Source organism: Cupriavidus sp. 05T42 (assembly GCF_056396345.1).
In genome coordinates this window covers 306314-324965 of the sequence record NZ_JBFTLH010000002.1, presented here as the reverse complement: position 1 = coordinate 324965, position 18652 = coordinate 306314, and the positions used below count along the sequence as shown (strand labels likewise).

Sequence of the window (18652 nt, the reverse complement as noted above, 5' to 3'; positions counted from 1 at the left end):
GGGGGGCACTCCCACCGGCCACCCTTTGATGCTGCCCCGGGGGGCGGCGCTTGCGCGGAGCCGCTTTCTTCCGCGCCGGAGCACACCGTGACCTGCGCAACGGAATTCCGCTGGAGCTCGGCCGCCGCCACGGACGTCGGCCGGGTGCGGGAACGCAACGAGGACGCCTGCCTGGACCTGACCGAACGCGGCATCTGGGCGGTGGCCGACGGCATGGGCGGCCATGCCGTGGGGGACTTCGCCAGCCGGGCCATCGTCCAGGCCCTCTCCGGCCTGGGGCCGCCCGGCAGCCTCGATGGCGCGCTGGACGACGCCCGCACGACGCTGCTGACCGTGAACCAGGCGCTGATCGACGAAGCCGTGCGGATGAAGGTCCGGGTGATCGGCAGCACCGTCGTGGCGATGCTGGCCTGCGAGCGGCGATGCGGGTGCCTCTGGGCCGGCGACAGCCGGCTCTATCTTTTCCGGGCCGGCCATCTGAAACAGCTCACGCGCGACCACAGCCAGGTGGAGCGGCTGCGCGCCCGGGGGCTGATCACGGCCGAGGAAGCCAAGCACCATCCCGCCCACAACACCATCACGCGCGCCGTGGGCGCCGCCACCCGGCTCGACCTCGACGTGCTGACGCTAGAGGTGGGCGATGGCGATATGTTCCTGCTCTGCAGCGACGGCCTGAGCAACGAGGTGGAGGATGCCGGCATCGCGGCGGTGCTGGCAGCCAGCGCGGGGGACTGCGCGGCGGCGGCCAACGAGTTGGTGCAGCGCGCGCTGGTGAATGGCGGGCACGACAACGTGTCGGTTGTCGTACTGCGCGCCGAGGACATCGGCGGCGGCTCCGACATGACGCTGCTCAATCCGGAAGTCTGAGCGAAGCGAGGGGCCCTACTTCCCGCCCTCCGCCGCCCGGTTGCCCCGGAAATCCTTCGAATGGATGCCGTGCTTCTTGAGCAGCATCTGCACGTGCGAGCGATTCATCTCGAAGCGCCGCGCCAACTCCGCCACCGTGCCGCCCACTTCCTGCAGGCCCCGTTCGAGGAAGGCCCGCTCGGCCTCGTCGCTGGCGGCGCGCTTGGCCTCGGCGAGCGAGGTCGCCGTGGTCACGTCCGCCACGCCGGCGCGCCCTGCCCCCGCCACCACGGACAGCCCCGCCGGCCGGGGGCGGATGTCCTGCGGCAGGTGCGCCAGATCGGCCGTATCGCCGGCCAGGCAGGAGATCCGGTACATGATGTTGCGCAGTTCGCGGATATTGCCGGGGTAGTCGTAGTGCATCAGGAAGTCGCGCAGGCGGGGCGTCAGCTTGACCGGACGGCGCTTGAGCTGCCCAGCGGACTCATCGCCAAAATAGGCCACCAGCAGCGCGATCTCGTCGCGCCGCTCACGCAGTGCCGGCAGCGTCACATGGATCACGCTGAGCCGATAGAACAAGTCCTCGCGGAAGGTGCCCTCCTGGCTCATCCGCCGTAGATCCTTGTTGGTGGCCGCCACGATGCGGGCGTCCACCGAGATCACCTCGTCCGAACCCACGCGCTGGATCTCGTGCGCCTCCAGCACGCGCAGCAGCTTGACCTGCCCGACCAGAGGCAGTTCGCCGATTTCGTCGAGAAAGATCGTGCCGGTGTGGGCGCTCTCGAACTTGCCGCGCCGGTCGTTGGCGGCGCCCGTGAACGCGCCCTTCTTGTGGCCGAACAGTTCCGATTCGAGCAGGCTGTCCGGAATCGCCCCGCAGTTGACCGAGATGAACGGTTTGTCCGTGCGCGAGCCGTTGGCGTGGATCACCTTCGCCATCAGCTCCTTGCCGGTGCCGCTTTCGCCGTCGATCAGCACCGGGAGGTCGGTCGGGGAGGCTTTCTCCGCAATCTCCAGTGCCTCCAGCAGCTTGGGGTTGTCGCCGAAGGTGCCCTCGAAGATGAAGCTGCGCTCCATCAGCGCCTGGCGCCGCTCGCGCGAGGACAGGTCCACCGGCTCCACCTCGGTCACCGCCTCGGGCTCGGCCGAGGCGGCCGCCACGAAGCGCTCCTTGTGTGACAGCCCCATCACCTCGTCGCGCAGCGTGGTGGCCTGCTTGAGCAGCTTCTCGATCTCGGGCCGCTCCAGCCGCGACGACCAGCGCAGCGTCGAGCGCAGGATCTCGATCTTCTCGATCAGCCCGGCAAACGACACCGCGGAGGTAACAGGCGTGCCCTGGTTGAATAGCTTCATGCCGCGCTCAACTGTTTCTGGACCAACTGGTAGTACATGCCGCGGCGCGCGAGCAGTTCCTCGTGCCGCCCCTGCTCCACGATGCCGCCTTCGTACAGCACGAGGATCTTGTCTGCCTGCATGATTGTGCTGAGCCGGTGCGCGATGATGACGGCCGTGCGCCCGCGCAGGATCTCCTGCATGTTGGCGAGGATGTTGCTTTCCGATTGCGTGTCCAGCGCCGAGGTGGCTTCGTCGAACACCAGCAGGCGCGGGTCGTGGTACAGCGCCCGGGCGATGCACAGCCGCTGGATCTGCCCGCCCGACAGGCCGATGCCGCGCTCGCCCACCACCTGCTCGTAGCCGAGCGGCAGCTTGGAGATGAAGGCGTGCGCGTCCGCCATCTTGGCGACTTCCTCGATGCGGCGGCGGTCCGGGCTGTCGTCGCCGCAGGCAATGTTCTCGGCAATCGTGCCCGAGAACAGCAGGTTGGTCTGCATCACATAGCCCACCTGGGCGCGGTAGAAGCCGGCGTCGATCACATTGAGGTCGTAGCCATCCACCGACATCGACCCCTCGCTCGGCTTGTAGAAGCCCACCAGCATCTTGGCCAGCGTGGTCTTGCCGGAGCCGCTGCGGCCCACGATGGCCACCATCTCGCCCGGCCGCATGTGGAAGCTGATGTTTTCGAGCACGTAGGGGGTGTCCTCGCCGCCATAGCGGAAGTACACGCCCTCGAAGCGGATCTCGCCCTGGAGGTCCGGCAGCATCACGCGCGAGAGGACGTCCTGAGGCTTCTGCTCGGGTTCGAGGTCGAGCACGTCGCCGAGGCGCTCCATCGCCACACCGGCGTCGTTCAACTGGCTCCACAGCGCCACCAGCCCCATCACCGGGGCCAGCACGCTGCCCATGAAGGCGTTGAAGGCGATCAGCTGGCCGATGGTCAGCTCGCGCTCCAGCACCAGCGTGGCGCCCACCCACAGCACCGCGATGGTCGTGGCCGCGTTCAGGACCTGGCTGACCAGCCCGACCAGGATGTGGAAGGACTGGGCCTGGTACTGCTTCTCCAGCGCCTTGGCGTACTTGCGCTCCCAGCGCAGCCGCACGGGCCGCTCGATGCCCATGCCCTTCACCGTCTCCGCGCCGCCCAGCGTCTCCATCAGGTAGGACTTGGCGTCGGTCGAGGCCGAAAACACGTCGCGCGCGTAGGTCTTCACCTTCGGCGTGACGATGACGGTCAGGGCGGCAATCGGGATGATGAAGGCGATCAGCAGCAGCGTCAGCTTGACGTTGTAGAAGAACATGATGGTGAAGTAGATGAACACCATCAGCAGGTTCAGCGCCGTGGTCACCGTGGACTCGGTCAGGAAGGCCCGGATCGTCTGGTTCTCCTGGAAGCGCGCGAAGATGTCGCCGGTCTTGCGCTTGGCAAAGAACGACAGCGGCAGCGACAGCGTGTGCTTGAAGAAGTGCGACATCATCGCGAAGTCCATGTTGCGCACCATGAAATTGGCCAGGTACGCGCGGACGGTTGCCATCAGCTGGGTGAAGATGTTGGAGATCACCAGCCCCAGGATCAGCAGGTGGAGCAGGCCGACGTTCTGGTGCACCACCACGCCGTCGAGGATGTTCTGGATGATCAGCGGCGGCACCACCCCGAGCATCTGGATCACGAAGGTCGCCAGGAACAGGTGCGCGAGGATGCGCTTGTAGGGCGACAGGTAGCCGATGAAGCGCAGCCACGGCGAGCGCGCCACGGCCAGCTCGGTCATGGTCTCGCCGGCCGTGAACAGCAGGCAGGTACCGCTCCAGCCGCGCTCGAACTCCTCCGTGCTCATCTTGCGGAAGCCGATGGCCGGATCGGCCACCCAGACATGGCGCGCCGAGATGCCGTACACCACCACGTAGTGGTAGCCCTCCCAGTGCACGATGAACGGCAGTTCGAAGCCGAGCAGCGCGTCGCGCGTGCATTGCACGCCGCGCGTGGTGAAACCCAGCGACTCACCCGCGCGCGCCAGGCTGTCCAGCGTGGCGCCGGACGTGGTTACGTTGGCCAGCTCGCGCAGCTTGCCCAGCGTCATCGGAATGCCGTGGTGCCGGCAGATCATCGCCAGGCACGCCGCGCCGCAATCCATCTCCTCGGCCTGCTCCACCATCGCGAAACGGCGGATGACCCGCTCGCCGAACTCCGGCTTGGAGTGGAGATCGAGCAGCACCGGCCGCTTGCGCCGCTCGGCCAGCTTCTTCTGGCGATGCAGTTCGCGGTCCACGGCGCGGATGCGTTCCTCCAGCACCTCGCGCAGCCGCACGTTGCGCTCCAGGATCAGCTGGACCGTCTTCTCGGGAATCACCAGCAGCCGCGTGTCGGTTTCGGCGATGGCCGAGGCGATCTGCTCCTGCCGCATCACGCAGGCCCGTTCGCCGAAGATCTCGCCCTGGCCGAGCGTGGCGAGCGGGAAGGTATCGCCGTCCTCCTCGCGCACGATCCGCACCGTGCCCTGCCGCACCACGTAGAGGCGGCGGTCGTCGCGGCCGTCCTGCTGGAGGATGGGCTTGCCGGCCGCCACGCGCTTCACGCCCACGCTGCGCACCGCGTCCTCCAGTTCGCTCTTGTCCAGCTTGCCGCGCAGATCGAACAGCCGTGCGACGAAGCCGCCGGCCGAACTGATCGCCACGTAGCTGGTGATGAAGGCCAGCGCGGCCGGGTTGCCGCCCACCACCGGCTCCGACACGCTGCGCGGAATCGTGATCAGCTCGGTCTTGCCCGACGCCCGCACCGACGACTCGTGCCGATAGTCGCGCAGCAGGGCGATGTCGGCGAAGACCTCGCCGGCCTTGCGCACGCCCATGCTGATTTCCTTGCCGTGCTCCTCGTTGAACACGCGCACCGAGCCGGCCCGGACGATGAAGATGCCCTCGGCGGGATCGCCCGCGTTGCAGACCGTGTCGCCGAAGCCGAAGGTCAGCGTGCGGGCGCTGGCGGCCAGCCGTTCGAGTTCCTCGCGCGAGAGCGGCGAGAGGATCTCCACCGTGGCCAGGAAATCGGCCAACGTAGGGGCGGCCAACGTAGGGGCGGCCAACGTAGGGGCGGCCCCTGGCGGGGGCGCCTCGGCGGCGGCATCGCTAGCGGGCTTGGATGACATGTTCCTGAGCCCTGGCCATCAGCCATTCCTCGCGCAGCAGCCGGCGCACTTCCACGGCCACGTCGGCATCGAGCCGCGCCGGATGCTTGGCCCGCACCAGGAACACCTCGAAGAACGAGCGGTCCGCCGCCGGGAACGGCCCCAGCAGGGCGCCCGGCTCGGCATTGAACACCTTGGCCTCGATGTCGCTCTTGAGCGAGCCGCGCAGCACCTTGCCGATGTCGCCGCCCTGCTCACGGGTGTCGGCGATCGAGTGCTCGCGCGCCATCTCGCTGAAGCTGTCCGGGTCGTCCTGGAGGTAGGAGACCAGCTCGCGCGCCTTGCCTTCGGTATCCACCACGATATGGCTGACCTCGATGCTGTCGAACTTCGGCGAGTTGAGCTGGAAGTAGGTCTCCATGGCCGCGTCGTTGCAGACCTCGGCCAGCATCTTCTCCTGGTAGAGGCTGTCGGTGATGAACGCCTCGAACTCGTCCAGCGTGATGCCGAGCGCGTCGAGGTAGTGGTTCATGTCCGCCGCCCGATGCAGCCCCTGCACGCGGCGGAACTGGTCGGCGCGCTCCTGGATCTCCTCCGGCGCCAGCTTGATGCCGTGCCGCCGCGCCGCGTGGGCGGTCAGCTTGTCACGCACGAGCTGTTCCACCAGCCCCTCGAACTGGCCGGTCAGCTTGAGTACCCTCACGAATTCGTCGACGCCGATCACTTCCTCGTCGATCCGCACGATGGCTGTCATCGCCCTCTCCTTTTTCTTGCTGGAATCTGTTCAGCCCGCCACCTGCCGGAACGGGTCTAGCCCGAGGTCGATCAGGCGGCGCTCGCGCACCACGATCTCGGCCGTGGCGGTCATGCCGTAGCGCAGCGGGTAGCGGCTGCTGGCCACGGCGTAGTAGTCCTGCGCCAGCCGCACACGCCCCTCGTACACGGGCTGCTTGTCCGGCCCCGACGGCTTGGTGGCCGGCGAGATGTACTCCAGCGTCCCCGCGATCAGCCCATAGCGCTGATACGGAAATGCGTTGAACTTGAGCTTGACCGGCAGGCCCTCGCGCAGGAAGGCGCGGTCGCGCTCGGCAATCTCGATGCGCAGCATCGGCCGGGCATCCTTCGGGGCGATGCCCCCGAGCGGCGCGTTGGCCTGCACCTTGTCGCCGCGCTGGGTGGAGGTGACGTCGGTAATCACGCCCGACACCGGCGCCACGATCAGCAGGAAGTTGTCCTTGTCGATGTTCTCGAACTTGATGCGCGCGGCGGCCTCGGCCACCAGGCGGGCAGTCTGCACCTGCAGGCGCAGCTTGTCCTCGGTGTTGCTGATCTCGCGCATCGCCGCGTCGTACTGGATACGCAGGTTCGCCAGCTCCTGCCCGCTGCCCTCCAACTGCGCGCTGGCCTGCGTGTATTGCTGCGACAGCCGCGCGTCCAGCTCGCTCAGCCGCGACTGCGCCACGCGCAGGTTGTTCTCGGCATCCTGGGTGATGGCGCGCTTGCCTTCCACCTGCGACTGCGACACGCCGCCGCCAGCCGGCAGCGCGAACAGGCGCGCGTAGCGGTCCTGCTCCTGCCGGGCGAAGTCGCGCGCCCGGCGGGCGTTTTCGAGATTGCTGCGCGCCTCCTGCAACTGCGCGCGCTGCTGCTCGGCCAGCCGCGTCGTGCCCTCGGCCATGCGGTTCTCGTGCTGGCGCGTGCCCAGCTCGATCTGCTGCTTGAGCGCCTGCGCGCGGCGCTCCATCAGCACCTTGCGCTCGGGAAACTGCTTCCATTCGCGCTCGGAGTCCTCCAGCTTGAGCTGCGCCTCCAGCGCACTGGCCGCCGCCTCGATCGCGCCGCGCGCGTTGAGCCGCGCCAGCACGTCATCTTTCGACACCGGCTGGCCTTCGGCCACGTAGAGGTCGGCCAGCTCGCCATCGACGGGGGCGTAGAAGCGGCGGACTTCCGACTCCGGCGCCAGCGTGCCGTGGGCCGTCACGATGACATCGGCATGACCGAAAAACGACCAGATCAGCGCGCAGATCACCAGCGCGCCGGTGATGACCACGGTCAGCATCGACAGCCGCCACGGCTCCGAACTCAGGATGGCGATGCCTTCGGCGCTGTGGTCCTCGAGCGCCTCGTTGAGCGGGCGCAGCTTGTTGTCGCGGGGATCCTCGCTCATCGCGCGCCTCCGGATGCGGTGGTGCTGGCGGGGGCGCTGGCACCGGCCGACGCGGCCTCCTTGCTGCCCTCGCCCACCAGTTCTAGCTTGGCGCGCAGCACGGCCGGGTCCAGCACCATGCGCAGGTCGTTGAGCGAGCGCCGCTGGAGGTCCACCTCGGCCTGGATCTCGTCGCGCACCTTGGTCCACTCGGCCATGTCGCCGGCCTTGAGCTGGGTGTAGATGCGCAAGCCCTGGCGGGCATCGCCCTGCGCCTCGGCCAGCAGGCGGGCCTGCGCGCGGAACTTCGGCGAGATACCGGCCTCCAGCCGCTGTTCGCCCGCGATCAGCCCGTTGTTGCGGTACTGGCGCCACTGCGTGGCGGCGCGGTTCAGCAGCTGGTTGGCGCGCCGCAGCGCGGCCTCGCGGATGGTGTTGACGTCGGCGTCGATGGCCTTCACGTAATACGCATCGGCATCCGGGTCGAGCGCGGCGTAGAAGGCCAGCAAGGCGTCCTCATAGCCGCTGCTGCCCGCCCGGCCCTCCTTCACCTTGGCGAACTGCGCGGCCACCTGCTGCTTGTGCGCCACGTCCTTCGCCACATCGGCCGCCCACGGTCCGCTGTTAATCTGGCGCAGGGCGTCGATGGCCGCCGCGCTGTCGCCGCGCCGCCAGGCATCGTCGGCCAGCGCGTACTGGCGCTGCACATCGGCCGGTGGCAGCTTCTCCGCGCGCAGCGTCTCGTACTGCGTCTTGAACGGCGGCGTGGCGAAGCTGACCTGCCGCATCTGGGCGACGAGCGGCCCCGTGGCGCGCTGGCGCAGCGCCTCGATCAGCGCCGTGTACTGCTTCAGGTCGCTCTCCACGCTGTCCAGCCCGGCCAGGCGCGGGTACTTGTCCTTGTAGTCGGCCAGCATCGCCTGCAGTGCCTCGGGTTGCTCGCGGGCCAGTTCGGTGGCGATGGCGGCATTGAGACGATCGATGGCAGTCAGATACACCGAGTCCTCGTTCTGGAGCCTGCGCAGGTTGCTCAGGCCCTCCGCATAGGCGTCGCGGAACACCGGCACCTGGTTGGCGATGCGGCCCAGCGCGCGCTGGTGCGCCACCGTGTCGGTACCCCAGCGGGCGACCAGCGCGCGGATGCGCGCTTCGTCGGCATACATGCGGATCGGGGCGTCGGGGCCGCCGCGTGCCGCCATCAGCCGCGCCACGCTGGTCACCCACTCCAGTTCGTCGATGAGCGCGCGGCCATCGGCGTTATGGCGGCTGTGGGTGCGCATCTCGGCCAGCACGGCATCGGCGCCGCTGAAGTCCTTTGCGCGCACCCGGGCGGTCCACGGCGGCACCCAGGCACGCATCAGCGCCTCGGTGCCGGTCGCCTGATATTGGGAGTTGTCCGGTTGCCGCGTCAGGTAATCGTCCGCCAGCGCGGCGGCGCGGGCGTACTCGCCCTTATCCATCAGCGCGGTCAGCGAGCGGTCCGGCGCGCCGCGCCAGTACAGGTAGCCGCCGCCGATGGCCGCCAGCAGCAGCGCCACGGCGCCCCAGCGTGCCACGCGCGCCTGCTTGCGCCGGTCATCGATGCCGAAGGTGCGCGCCGCCTCGGCCAGCAACATGGCCACCTTGCCGCGCGGCGCCGGCTTGTGGGCCGGGGCGTGCCCGCCGTCTGGCATCGGCTCCGGGTTCACTTCGTCTTCCTGCGCGGCGGCGTAGTCGACGCAGAAGATGTCGAGGAAGGAATCAGCGGCGCCGACGAAGGTGGTCTTGTCGGGGTCGACGCCCAGCGGGTCAACGGCGGCGGGAGCGGCGGCGGCCTCCAGGGCGGGCGGCGGCGCCTCGTACACCACGGTGCGCGTGGCCGTGGCGTCGGCATCGTCCTCGCGCTCGATGTCCACGCGGTAGACGAAGTGGCTGCCGCCGAATGCAATCACATCGCCGGGCTCCAGCCGCACAGCCTGGTCCTCGAGCCGCACGCCGTTGACGAAGGTGCCGTTGGTGCTGCCCAGGTCCTCCAGCCACGGCGACCCCGCCTTCAGAAACAGGTGCGCGTGGCGGCGCGAGAGGTAGTTGACCTGATGCGGATAGTCGTCGCGATAGCGTGCAAACGTGTCATCGGCCTTGCTGACCAGGAACGGGAAACCCGCGACGACCACCGGCTGCAGGCCGATTTCCGGCCGGATCGGCGCGAGCGTGACTGCCAGGCGCGGCGGCTCCGGGGTCGGCGGGCGGGGATAGACGCGCACGCGGTACGACAGCGCCGCGCCAAAGCTCACCTCGTCGCCATCGCGCAGCAGTGCCGGCTGCTTGACCACCGCATCGCCATTCACGCGCGTGCCGTTCTTGCTGCCGAGGTCCGCCACGTAGACCGCGCCGTCCTCGGCAAAGATGCGCGCATGGCGGCGCGAAAGTACCGAGACCGTCTCCGCCGGATAGGCGACGAACGGCGCCTCGCCGCGGCCGATGGCGAACAAATCCTCCCCGATCCGGATTTCGCCGAGTTCGGGCCGGGACACGGGCATCAGCAGGACGTCGAACGCCTGCCCCGTTCTCACCGGCATTTCCATGATCAGGGCATCGTCGCGCGTCATGTTTCAACGGAACCAACAGTCGGGCCGGTGGCGCTGTGCCGCGCATGGCCGGATGGGCCGGCCATGGGGGTACGGGAGGTCACGCGTATGAACATAGTAGGCCACGCTTTTCGGGAGTCAATCCGCTGCGGTGCAGCGTTGCGCGAACGCACGCGGCAGGCGGGTTTCAAGGTTGAAACGCTTTGTGCGCGCGTGCGGCTAAGGCGCTACGTTCGCTGTCGTATTCGCACCGTTGGATGGCGCGGCATTGCTGACGGTGGTGCTCGGCCAGCCGCCACCGAGTGCCTTGTACAGCGTGACGGTATCGGCCAGGATTTGTTGGTGCGCCCCCAACAACGCCAGTTGCGCCTGGAGCAGCGAACGCTCGGTCTCGAAGACCTCCAGCTGTGACGCAATCCCTTCCTTGGCCTGTGCCTCGATCTGGGTGGAGACCACGCGCAGCTGATCCACCTGCTGCTGGAGTTCGATGCGCTGCCGCTTGTGGGCATCCACATTGACCAGCGCACTCTCCACTTCCTCGAACGCCGTCATGACCGTGCGGCCGTACTCGTTCTCCACCACGCCGATATTGGCTTCAGTGGTCTTCACGCGGGCGCGCACGTTGGGGTCGAGCATCGGCAGGTTGATGCTCGGCATGAAGCCGAAAGTGAAGGACTTGAGCAGGTCGGACAGCGCGAAACTGGCCGTGCCGCCGCGCGCCGTGAGGCTGATGCTGGGCAGCTGGGCGAGCCGGGCCTGGCCGACGACGTTGTACGCGGACAGCACGCGGTACTCGGCGGCGACGATGTCCGGGCGGCGTGCCAGCAACTGCGACGGCAGCCCGGCCGGCACGACGGGCAGCTTGACCCGATCCTGCAATCGGCCGGCCGGCACCTTGAAGTCGCCGGCGGGCACGCCGACCAGCGTGCCCAGTGCGTTCTCGGCCACGTCGCGCGAGCGGCGCAGCTCGATCAAATCCTTGTTGAGACGGTTGATTTCCGCCTGCTGCTGCATCACGCGGATCTGCGGCAGCAGCCCGTTGGCGAGCATCGCCTTGTAGGTGGTCAGGATGTCGTTGTTGCGCGACACGGTGAGCCGCTGCTGGGCGATCTGCTCGTCGAGCTGGAGCAGCGTGAAGTACGTGATCGACACATCGGACACCAGCGCCAGGTAGCCTGCGCGCCAGTCCGCCTCGGAGGCGCGGTACTCGGCGGTCTGGGCCTGCACGCCCTTTTCCACCTTGCCCCAGATATCGATGTCCCAGTTGACCGTGGCGCCCAGGTTGAAGGTGCGCGTCATGGCCTGGCCGGTGGTCTTGTCGAAACTCGCGCCGGCGCCGATATCGAACACGGGCAGCGCGCCGGCACGGGCTTCGCCAATCTGCGCGCTCGCCACGCGGATACGTGCGGCCAGCACGCGGATGTCGTAGTTGCCGGCCAGCGCCTTGGCCACCAGTTCATCGAGATAGGGGTCGCCGAAGCCTTGCCACCAGTTCGGCACGATGGTCTCGGCCGGCGATACCGTGATCGACTCCGTGCGCGACCAGTCCGCCTTGGCCGGCGTTTCCGGGCGCTTGTACTCGGGGGGGCGAAAATCGGCGCAACCCGCCATCAGCAGCGCGCAGAGCGCGGCGGCAACAGGTTTGGCCAGTGCGGGGGCCGGGGCGAAAGCGAACACGATGACTTCCTGCATGGAACGCCGTCGGACTCGTGCTGCCTGCCGTGGCGCTCGACTGTATTGTGGTGCGAAGCGGAGCCAGCTCCAACCTCGACATGTGTGCGGGGCGAAAAAAAAGGCGCCGGGACGGAGGGGTCCCCGGCGCAATGCTCCCCGTGCGGCTTGGGGCACCGTCGTTCGCGGTGCCCTGCCGATCTGAACCGGCGATAAATCAGAACACGTTGTTCGAGGCGGTCTGCGAGGTCGTCACCGTGTTCTTCAGGTGCTCCTGGAAGGCCGAGCCGTTGCCGAACAGGTTGTTGACTTCCTGCATTTGCTGGTTGCTCTGGTTGATCGTCGTGGTCTTGTCGAAGTCGATCTTCACCGGGTGATAGATCGAGGTGTAGGGGGCGAAGAGGCCGAGGCCGCCAGATACGGCGCTCATCTTCTTGGCGTCAAGGGTTTCGGTCGAGGACAGGTCTTGGATGGTCAGCGTGGTCATTTCAATTCTCCTAGAGAGGAAGAGGTAAGGCTTGGTTGGGTTGAGCATCGGGTTGGTGTCGCGCTCGGTTGTCATATCGCAGCAAGCGTGCCAGCCCGTGCCAGAAGACCGAAAAAAACCCGCCAGCGCCGGCGGGTCAAGGCTTTGCGGATGAGCGCGTCACACGGCATGGGGGGTGGCGGGGCCCCGGCCTGTTGGTGGCGGCACAACGGATGCGGGCCAACTGTCTGGCTGGCGCCAACATCGCGGACGAAAAAAAGGCGCGCATCGCTGCGCGCCCCGTGGAGCAGGCGTTCCGCCCGCCTACTTCACATAGATCGTGATCTTCTTCGAGTACACCGGCGGACTGGTCGGGATGTGCTTCTCGTCGCCCATCAGCAGTTGCAGCGTGTGCTTGCCCGGCGCCAGCTCCACCGTGGTCTCGGTCTCGCCCGCGCCGAAGTGCAGGTGGTTGCGGTCGTTCGGAATCTCCTTGTCCATCGGCGGCAGGTCCACATCGATCAATAGATGGTGGTGGCCGGTGTTCGGGAACTTGACGTCCTTGGGCGCCACGCCCATGTTGCGCAGCCCGAACCAGACCTTGACCGGCTTTCCGGCTGGCAGGGTCTGGTTGTTGTTCGGATAGCCGATATAGAGATAGGCGTTCTTCGGCGCCGGCGTGGGGCCGCTGGCCGGGGTGGCGCCCGCGGCCGATGCCGCCGTGCCGCCATGCGCGGCATGGCCGGCCGAGCCGGCGGGCGCCGAGGCATCGGCGGCCATGGCACTGCCTGCCCACAGACAGCCGGCGGCAAGAACGATCACTGCGGCGACTGGCTTCGTCATGGCTTCCCTCCCCTGCGCGGCGATCATCGCGAATGTGCGCTCACCGCACGGTGATCGTGATCTTCTTCGAATAAATCGGCGGATCGAACGGCACGTGCTTGCTGTCGCCCAGCAATAGCTGCAGCGTGTGCTTGCCTGGCGGCAGTTCGATGCGCGCGTCGGTCTCGCCCGCGCCGAAATGCAGGTGGTTGCGGTCGTTGGGAATTTCCTTGTCCATCGGCGGCAATTCGGCGTCGATCAGCAGGTGATGGTGACCGCAGTTGGGGCGCTCGACACCCTTCGGACAGACGCCCATACCCTTCAGGCCCATGCGGACCCAGAGCTTGCCGCCGTCGATGACGGCGCCGTCGCCGGGCCAGATGATGTACGTCTCGGCGTTCTTCGGGGCGGGGGTCAGCGGCGTGGCAAGGGTGGCGTAGGCAGCCAGTCCCGTGGCAAGCACGGCGGCCGCGAGCACGCGGAGCGGGGATCGTCTGGACATACGCGGCTCCTCCCGGAGATCTGTCCGCTTCACACGGTGCCCGCGCGGGGACACCGGCGAGGCGAGCGGGCAGCGGATCTTGATTAGTGTTGTGGCGGCAGTGCGCTCGGCGATGTGTCCTCAAGCGTAGGTCGGAAGATCGGAAAAAGCGAACGGAAGCTAACCGGGCGGCCTGGCACGGCGCGGCGACCTTTCACGCCACACCTGCTGTGCTATCTTGAAACGAGCCGGATTGCGTCACGGCAACTCCACACCGCGCGCTGCGCAGCACCCACGGGGCCTGAATATGTGGCGGAAAACTCTTGTCGTGTCATGGATTGGCAGTGCTTTGCTCGGGGGCGGCGCGTTCTGTGGCGCCCTCGGTGTGGCGGGTACGATGTTCGCCACGTCGGCCAGCGCCGGCATCCTGCCGAAGAACAGTGACGAGCAGTACGAACTGTCGTTCTGGGACTCCATCAAGAACAGTAACTACGCGAGCGACTACGAGGCGTATCTGAAGCAATACCCGAACGGGCGATTCGCGGCGCTCGCCAAGTCTCGCATCGAGCGCATCAAGGCCACGTCTCCCGCCCAGCCCGCCAAGCCCGAGCCGAAGGTGGAAGCCAAGCCGGCCCCGACGCCCACCCCGGCGCCGACACCCGCCCCGCCGCCTGCCGCACGCGCCCCGGCCACACCCGCCACACCGCCCGCCACGCCACCCACCGCCAACCAGCCGCGCTCGCGCAGCGGCGGGCCCATCGCGCAGGGCACCGTGACCTATGCGAACGAAGGCAAGGAAGGCGCCCCCGCCACCGCGCCGGCCAAGCAGGCCGAAGCCAAGGGCGGCGAGATCCGTGACTGCCCGGCCTGCCCGGTACTCGTCAGCGTCAGCCCGGGCGGCTTCACGATGGGCAGCAGCACCAGCGACCCCGCCGAGCGTCCGCCGCACCGCGTGACCATCAGCCAGCCGTTCGCCATCGGCAAGTTCGAGGTGACCGTCGAGCAATGGAATGCCTGTGCCGATGCCAACGGCTGCCCGCGCATCGCCACCAATCCTGCCGAGGCGAAGGCCGCCCCGGTGCGCGACGTCAGCTGGGATGACACCCAGCAGTACCTCGCCTGGCTCACGAAGACTACCGGCAAGACCTATCGCCTGCCCACCGAAGCCGAATGGGAGTACGCAGCGCGCGGCGGCACCAGCTCCGCCTACTGGTGGGGCGACCAGATGCGCAAGGGCAACGCCAACTGCAAGGACTGCGGCGAGCCGTGGAGCGATGCCGCGCCGGCCAACGTCGGCTCGTTCGCGGCCAATCCGTACGGCCTGCATGACATGAACGGCAGCGTCTGGGAATGGGTGGGCGATTGCTGGCACAGTTCGTACAAGAACGCACCGGTCGATGGCCGCGCCTGGGACGAGGCGGCCTGCACCGCGCGCGTGATCCGCGGTGGCTCCTGGCGGGAGGGGGCGACCTATATGGTGTCTTCCACGCGCTTCAAGTACAGCACCAGCGTGCGCCAGTCGCAGAACGGCTTCCGCGTGGCGCGGGACATGAAGTAGCAGACTTGAAGTAGCGGGCTAGCGGGCGCTGGTTGAAATCTGCACGAGGTCCGCGCTGATGCGGTCCCGGCCGTACTTGCCGGCCATCTGCGCGAGCGGCTTGTCGAGCGCCCGCAGGTATTCCTGCCGGGTCTCGAACTCGGGCCGGCGCGAGTCGAACAGCGGCGCCGGGGTGGTCAGCAGCACCACCAGTTCCGTGCCGAATGGCCGCGAGACCACCCACTCCCCCGCCTCCCCGATCGTGGCGCTATAACTGGCCGGCGCCTGGTGCCCCGGAATACGCTTGCTGGGCACAAGGTGAGCCACCTTGCCATCGACGACGAAGTAATCGACGTAGACATAGGTCTCCTGCCCCGGCGTGTTCAGGTCCATGATCAGCGGCGTGCCCTCGGTCAGCTTGTCGCTGCCCCGGGTGCGCACCACAGCACCGCCGGGCTTGTGCCCGGACCAGTACGGCGCCACCAGGCGCACCACATCGCACTTGTCGGCGGCAAGCGGCTGGGCATCGAATTTCAGGGATTTCACACCGGGGATGGCGTTCAACTGGTCGCGCAGCTTGCGCGTGGCCGTATCCGCAACGTAGCCCTCCACACGCAGCGTGCCGCCATCGACGGCAGCCGTGAGCAGCGAGCAAGGCGCGGCTGCCAGCACGGGGGTGACGGCCTGCAGCGTGAGCTTGGGTTCGGGGGCTTTTGGCGGTTGCTCCGCAGCTTTCGGGGGTGCAGCGGTTTTCGGCGGCTCGGCTTTCGGCGGCTCGACAGCGGCCGGCTCGGTCGTGCTGGCCTGGGTGGCTTCCGTCGGTTCCTTCGGCTGGGCCCCCATGCGCCACACGTAGTAGCCCAGTCCCGCCACGAACGCGGCGCCCGCCAGCACGCCGCCTATCGCCATCGGCACGCTCGACGTCGGCCGCGCCGGCTCGGCGCCCAGCCCTTCCAGGAAGCGCTTCACGGTGGGCGTGCGCGTGGCCCGGTCCAGCGAGAGCGCCTGGCGCAGCGTCTTCCACTGGTTGCGGCTGAGCACCTTCGGCGGCGTCGGCTTCATGTGCGAGGCGCGCGCCTGGTTGGCCGACATCCGCTCGTACGGATGCTTGCCGGTCAGCAGCTCATAGGTCACGCAACCCAGCGCGTAGATATCGTCACGCGGATCGGGCTCGCGGTGCTCGAACATCTCCGGGCTGGCGTAGGCCGGCGTCATGCCGCCCAGCGAGCCGGGATCGAACACGGTCTGGTCCGCGTCATCGGTCGGCTGCTGGAAGCCGCGCGCGATGCCGAAATCGATCACCTTGACCTCGCCACGATCGGTCAGGAACACATTGGCCGGCTTGAAATCGCAATGCACGAAGCCGCGCTCGTGTGCATAGGCCAGCGCCCGGCCCATGCCGACGATGATCGGCAGCGCCTTGGCGTACGGCAGGCCGGCGAAATCCGGCGCGCGCAGCACGCGGTTGAGGGACTTCCCGGACAGATATTCCATGGTCAGGAAGACTGTCGGGCCGTCGCGGTCGAAGTCGTAGACGGTGACGATATTCCGGTGCGCCAGCGTCTGCGCCTTGCGCGCCTCCCGCTGCAGCGCCATCAGGGACTTGGGGTGCCCGCTGAACTGGAGGTTCAGCACCTTGATGGCGATATAGGGCTTGCGGTCGGACGCCTCGAGCTTGCGCAGGTCGAGCGCCTTGTAGACCGTGCCCATGCCGCCGATGCCCAGGCATTCCTCGAGCACGAAGCGGCCGTTGAGGGTATCGCCAACGCCCTTGCTGGCCCCGGCGGTGACATAGCCACCGGTGTTGCCCGTGCTGCCGGTGTTGCCGCTGTGGCCCGCGGAGGGATGGGAGGAGGCGGAAGGCGACGTGGGCGAAGACGAGGACGATGGCGATGGCGATGGCGATGGGGGCGCGCTGCGGTCCAGCGGATCGGGCGCCATGCGGGTTTCCTCGCCCAGCGGCTCACGCATGGCGTCCGCGATCGGGTCGAACTGCGTGGCCACGCGCGACTCGATGCGGCGCATCACCTCGGCATAGACGCCAGGCGGCAGCGGCGCGCGCGTGTGTTCTTCACTGAGCACGCGGGCGAGCTGGGTCGGCTGTGTCTGGTCGTCCTGGAGGGCCAGGTCGACTGACGCAAGGAACTCGTCACGCGAGAGGCCACCGCGCTGGAAGTTGCGTATCAGGTCGGTCAGGCTAGACATCAAATGCGATCCCGACGAGTGGTTGCGGACCGGCGATGCCGCTACGTCACGAACCATCGCCCACGATGGATACTAGTGCGCACTCTGTCCAACCGCAAACCCGGTACTGCCCGGGTCGTTGGCCCCGCCCCGACAGGCACGGCCGATCTGTTGGCGGCAATCCACCACTCTCCCCTGCCAGCGGCACCGCGCGCCGGCACCGTGCCAGCCCCGATCTCCCCGCAACGCCTTATCCCACGCGGTTTTCCAACTTTTTTCGATGTGCCGGGCCTGCGCTGGCACGCTTGCTGCGATATGACAACCGAGCGCGACACCAACCCGATGCTCAACCAACCACCAAGCTTCACCCTTCCTCTCTAGGAGAACTGAAATGACCACGCTGACCATCCAAGACCTGTCCTCGACCGCAACCCTCGACGCCAAGAAGATGAGCGCCGTATCCGGCGGCCTCGGCCTCTTCGCCCCCTACACCTCGGTCTACAGCCCGTTCAAGCTGTCCATCGACAAGCACACCGAGATCAACCAGCAAAACCAGCAAATGCAAAGCGTGACGAGCGCGTTCGGCAACGGCTCGGCCTTCCAGGACCACATGAAGAACACCGTGACGACCTCGCAGACGGCCAGCAACAACGTGTACGGCCCGGTCTGAGCCCAACGGTCCCGGATCAAGGAGTCCATCATGTCTTCGATCATCGTGCGCGACCTTGCCGCCAGCAAGGAACTCGACCGCAAGTCCCTGTGCGCCATCCGTGGCGGCAATAGCTGGCTCGCCAAGGCCGGCAACATGGGCCCGCTGGCCAACGTGAACATCAACATCAACCAAAGCGTGCAGCAGCTGCAGCAGGTGAACGTGGCTGCGTTCAACAACAACACGCTGGTCGGCGTGGACCTGGGCAACATCAAGCTCGGCGTCAACCCGTCGCAGTGGGGCGGCAACTGGGCGGCGGCCTGACCGGCCACCCTCCAGTGGCGGTGCCGCCACGGCGGCACCGCTGGCCTATACTGAATCGGGCCCGCGCCTGCCCCGGCGCCGCCCGGCCGGCCCCAAACAGACCGGCCATGGCCAGGCCCAAAAGCTGGAGAACGCCATGGCAGTAATCGTCATCAAGGATTTGACGGAGAACATGGACCTCGACCGCGAGGCCATGACCGCCATCACGGGCGGTGCCCGCACCGGAGGCGGCCGCCACTGGCAGGCCCACCGACGTGCGCAGGCGCGCCTGATCCAGTATCCGGAAGGCTTCCCGGGCCAGCCCGAAGCGTCCGGACAGCATGCAGGGCAGGAACGGGTGACCGGGAAGCTGTCGCGCAAATAGGCGCGATACGCCCCGGCAGACAAAGCAAGGCAGTCGCTGCAAAGAAAAGCCCGCCAGACAACTGGCGGGCTTTGGTTGCGGACGGGCCCGGACCACCTGGGTCAACGTCGCCGGCGAATTCCGGTCATTCCTGTGCCAAGC

The 18652-nt window shown here is 67.7% G+C and carries 15 protein-coding genes; 5 read left to right on the top strand and 10 right to left on the bottom strand.

What is annotated here, in order from left to right; translation table 11 throughout:
• Positions 1 to 87 precede the first annotated feature (87 nt).
• The gene (locus AC1EJR_RS03550) at positions 88 to 867 is read left to right on the top strand and encodes a PP2C family protein-serine/threonine phosphatase (protein WP_092290276.1); all 780 of its coding nucleotides are present in this window, start codon (positions 88 to 90) and stop codon (positions 865 to 867) included.
• A gap of 15 nt (positions 868 to 882) precedes the next feature.
• On the opposite strand, the gene AC1EJR_RS03545 is transcribed toward AC1EJR_RS03550, so the two are convergent.
• The 9 genes from AC1EJR_RS03545 to AC1EJR_RS03505 form a co-directional block, all read right to left on the bottom strand.
• A complete protein-coding gene (locus tag AC1EJR_RS03545) occupies positions 883 to 2199 on the bottom strand; it encodes a sigma-54 interaction domain-containing protein (RefSeq protein ID WP_441590560.1) in 1317 nt (438 codons plus the stop codon).
• A complete protein-coding gene (locus AC1EJR_RS03540; RefSeq protein WP_477112857.1) occupies positions 2196 to 5321 on the bottom strand; it encodes an ABC transporter transmembrane domain-containing protein in 3126 nt (1041 codons plus the stop codon). The genes AC1EJR_RS03545 and AC1EJR_RS03540 overlap by 4 nt, the downstream gene beginning before the upstream one ends.
• Positions 5302 to 6054: a peptidylprolyl isomerase gene (locus tag AC1EJR_RS03535; protein ID WP_441590562.1), complete on the bottom strand. Its 753-nt coding sequence runs from the start codon at positions 6052 to 6054 to the stop codon at positions 5302 to 5304. The genes AC1EJR_RS03540 and AC1EJR_RS03535 overlap by 20 nt, the downstream gene beginning before the upstream one ends.
• 30 nt (positions 6055 to 6084) lie before the next feature.
• Positions 6085 to 7467, bottom strand: a complete 1383-nt coding sequence (locus tag AC1EJR_RS03530; protein WP_092290284.1) for a beta-barrel domain-containing protein — start codon at positions 7465 to 7467, stop codon at positions 6085 to 6087.
• Positions 7464 to 10034, bottom strand: coding sequence for an FHA domain-containing protein (locus AC1EJR_RS03525; protein WP_454757205.1), 2571 nt, complete (start codon positions 10032 to 10034; stop codon positions 7464 to 7466). Before AC1EJR_RS03525 ends, AC1EJR_RS03530 begins: the two co-directional genes overlap by 4 nt.
• Positions 10035 to 10232: 198 nt before the next feature.
• On the bottom strand, positions 10233 to 11705 hold the full coding sequence (locus AC1EJR_RS03520; protein WP_092290288.1) for an efflux transporter outer membrane subunit: 1473 nt from the start codon (positions 11703 to 11705) through the stop codon (positions 10233 to 10235).
• 196 nt (positions 11706 to 11901) lie between these two features.
• A complete protein-coding gene (locus AC1EJR_RS03515; RefSeq protein WP_092290290.1) occupies positions 11902 to 12171 on the bottom strand; it encodes a hypothetical protein in 270 nt (89 codons plus the stop codon).
• A 303-nt stretch (positions 12172 to 12474) separates the two neighbouring features.
• Positions 12475 to 12993: a DUF4399 domain-containing protein gene (locus tag AC1EJR_RS03510; protein ID WP_255370667.1), complete on the bottom strand. Its 519-nt coding sequence runs from the start codon at positions 12991 to 12993 to the stop codon at positions 12475 to 12477.
• A 40-nt stretch (positions 12994 to 13033) separates the two neighbouring features.
• Positions 13034 to 13474: a DUF4399 domain-containing protein gene (locus tag AC1EJR_RS03505; protein WP_092290294.1), complete on the bottom strand. Its 441-nt coding sequence runs from the start codon at positions 13472 to 13474 to the stop codon at positions 13034 to 13036.
• A gap of 286 nt (positions 13475 to 13760) precedes the next feature.
• On the opposite strand from AC1EJR_RS03505, the gene AC1EJR_RS03500 reads away from it, so the two are divergent.
• The gene (locus tag AC1EJR_RS03500; protein ID WP_441644039.1) at positions 13761 to 15011 is read left to right on the top strand and encodes a formylglycine-generating enzyme family protein; all 1251 of its coding nucleotides are present in this window, start codon (positions 13761 to 13763) and stop codon (positions 15009 to 15011) included.
• An 18-nt stretch (positions 15012 to 15029) separates the two neighbouring features.
• Here the strand turns inward: AC1EJR_RS03500 and AC1EJR_RS03495 are convergent, their stop codons facing one another.
• Complete coding sequence (locus AC1EJR_RS03495) at positions 15030 to 17195, bottom strand: serine/threonine protein kinase (protein WP_477112856.1); 2166 nt, start codon at positions 17193 to 17195, stop codon at positions 15030 to 15032.
• 370 nt (positions 17196 to 17565) lie between these two features.
• On the opposite strand from AC1EJR_RS03495, the gene AC1EJR_RS03490 reads away from it, so the two are divergent.
• From AC1EJR_RS03490 to AC1EJR_RS03480, 3 genes are all read left to right on the top strand, one after another.
• Positions 17566 to 17844 carry a hypothetical protein gene (locus AC1EJR_RS03490; protein ID WP_092290298.1) on the top strand — a complete coding sequence of 93 codons (279 nt, stop codon included), beginning with the start codon at positions 17566 to 17568 and terminating at the stop codon, positions 17842 to 17844.
• Positions 17845 to 17874: 30 nt separating this feature from the next.
• Entirely contained in the window at positions 17875 to 18147 is a 273-nt protein-coding gene (locus tag AC1EJR_RS03485) for a hypothetical protein (protein ID WP_092290299.1), read from the top strand.
• 136 nt (positions 18148 to 18283) lie between these two features.
• Positions 18284 to 18511 (top strand): hypothetical protein, encoded by a 228-nt coding sequence (locus tag AC1EJR_RS03480; RefSeq protein ID WP_255370669.1) that lies wholly within the window; start codon positions 18284 to 18286, stop codon positions 18509 to 18511.
• The last annotated feature ends 141 nt before the right edge of the window (positions 18512 to 18652 follow it).

Coding starts and splice junctions, on each gene's coding strand:
- AC1EJR_RS03545 (WP_441590560.1), bottom strand. CDS start 2,199: ATGAAGCTATTCAACCAGGGCACGCCTGTTACCTCCGCGGTGTCGTTT.
- AC1EJR_RS03510 (WP_255370667.1), bottom strand. CDS start 12,993: ATGACGAAGCCAGTCGCCGCAGTGATCGTTCTTGCCGCCGGCTGTCTG.
- AC1EJR_RS03500 (WP_441644039.1), top strand. CDS start 13,761: ATGTGGCGGAAAACTCTTGTCGTGTCATGGATTGGCAGTGCTTTGCTC.
- AC1EJR_RS03485 (WP_092290299.1), top strand. CDS start 17,875: ATGTCTTCGATCATCGTGCGCGACCTTGCCGCCAGCAAGGAACTCGAC.
- AC1EJR_RS03530 (WP_092290284.1), bottom strand. CDS start 7,467: ATGAGCGAGGATCCCCGCGACAACAAGCTGCGCCCGCTCAACGAGGCG.
- AC1EJR_RS03490 (WP_092290298.1), top strand. CDS start 17,566: ATGACCACGCTGACCATCCAAGACCTGTCCTCGACCGCAACCCTCGAC.
- AC1EJR_RS03525 (WP_454757205.1), bottom strand. CDS start 10,034: ATGACGCGCGACGATGCCCTGATCATGGAAATGCCGGTGAGAACGGGG.
- AC1EJR_RS03515 (WP_092290290.1), bottom strand. CDS start 12,171: ATGACCACGCTGACCATCCAAGACCTGTCCTCGACCGAAACCCTTGAC.
- AC1EJR_RS03540 (WP_477112857.1), bottom strand. CDS start 5,321: ATGTCATCCAAGCCCGCTAGCGATGCCGCCGCCGAGGCGCCCCCGCCA.
- AC1EJR_RS03480 (WP_255370669.1), top strand. CDS start 18,284: ATGGCAGTAATCGTCATCAAGGATTTGACGGAGAACATGGACCTCGAC.
- AC1EJR_RS03520 (WP_092290288.1), bottom strand. CDS start 11,705: ATGCAGGAAGTCATCGTGTTCGCTTTCGCCCCGGCCCCCGCACTGGCC.
- AC1EJR_RS03495 (WP_477112856.1), bottom strand. CDS start 17,195: ATGTCTAGCCTGACCGACCTGATACGCAACTTCCAGCGCGGTGGCCTC.
- AC1EJR_RS03505 (WP_092290294.1), bottom strand. CDS start 13,474: ATGTCCAGACGATCCCCGCTCCGCGTGCTCGCGGCCGCCGTGCTTGCC.
- AC1EJR_RS03535 (WP_441590562.1), bottom strand. CDS start 6,054: ATGACAGCCATCGTGCGGATCGACGAGGAAGTGATCGGCGTCGACGAA.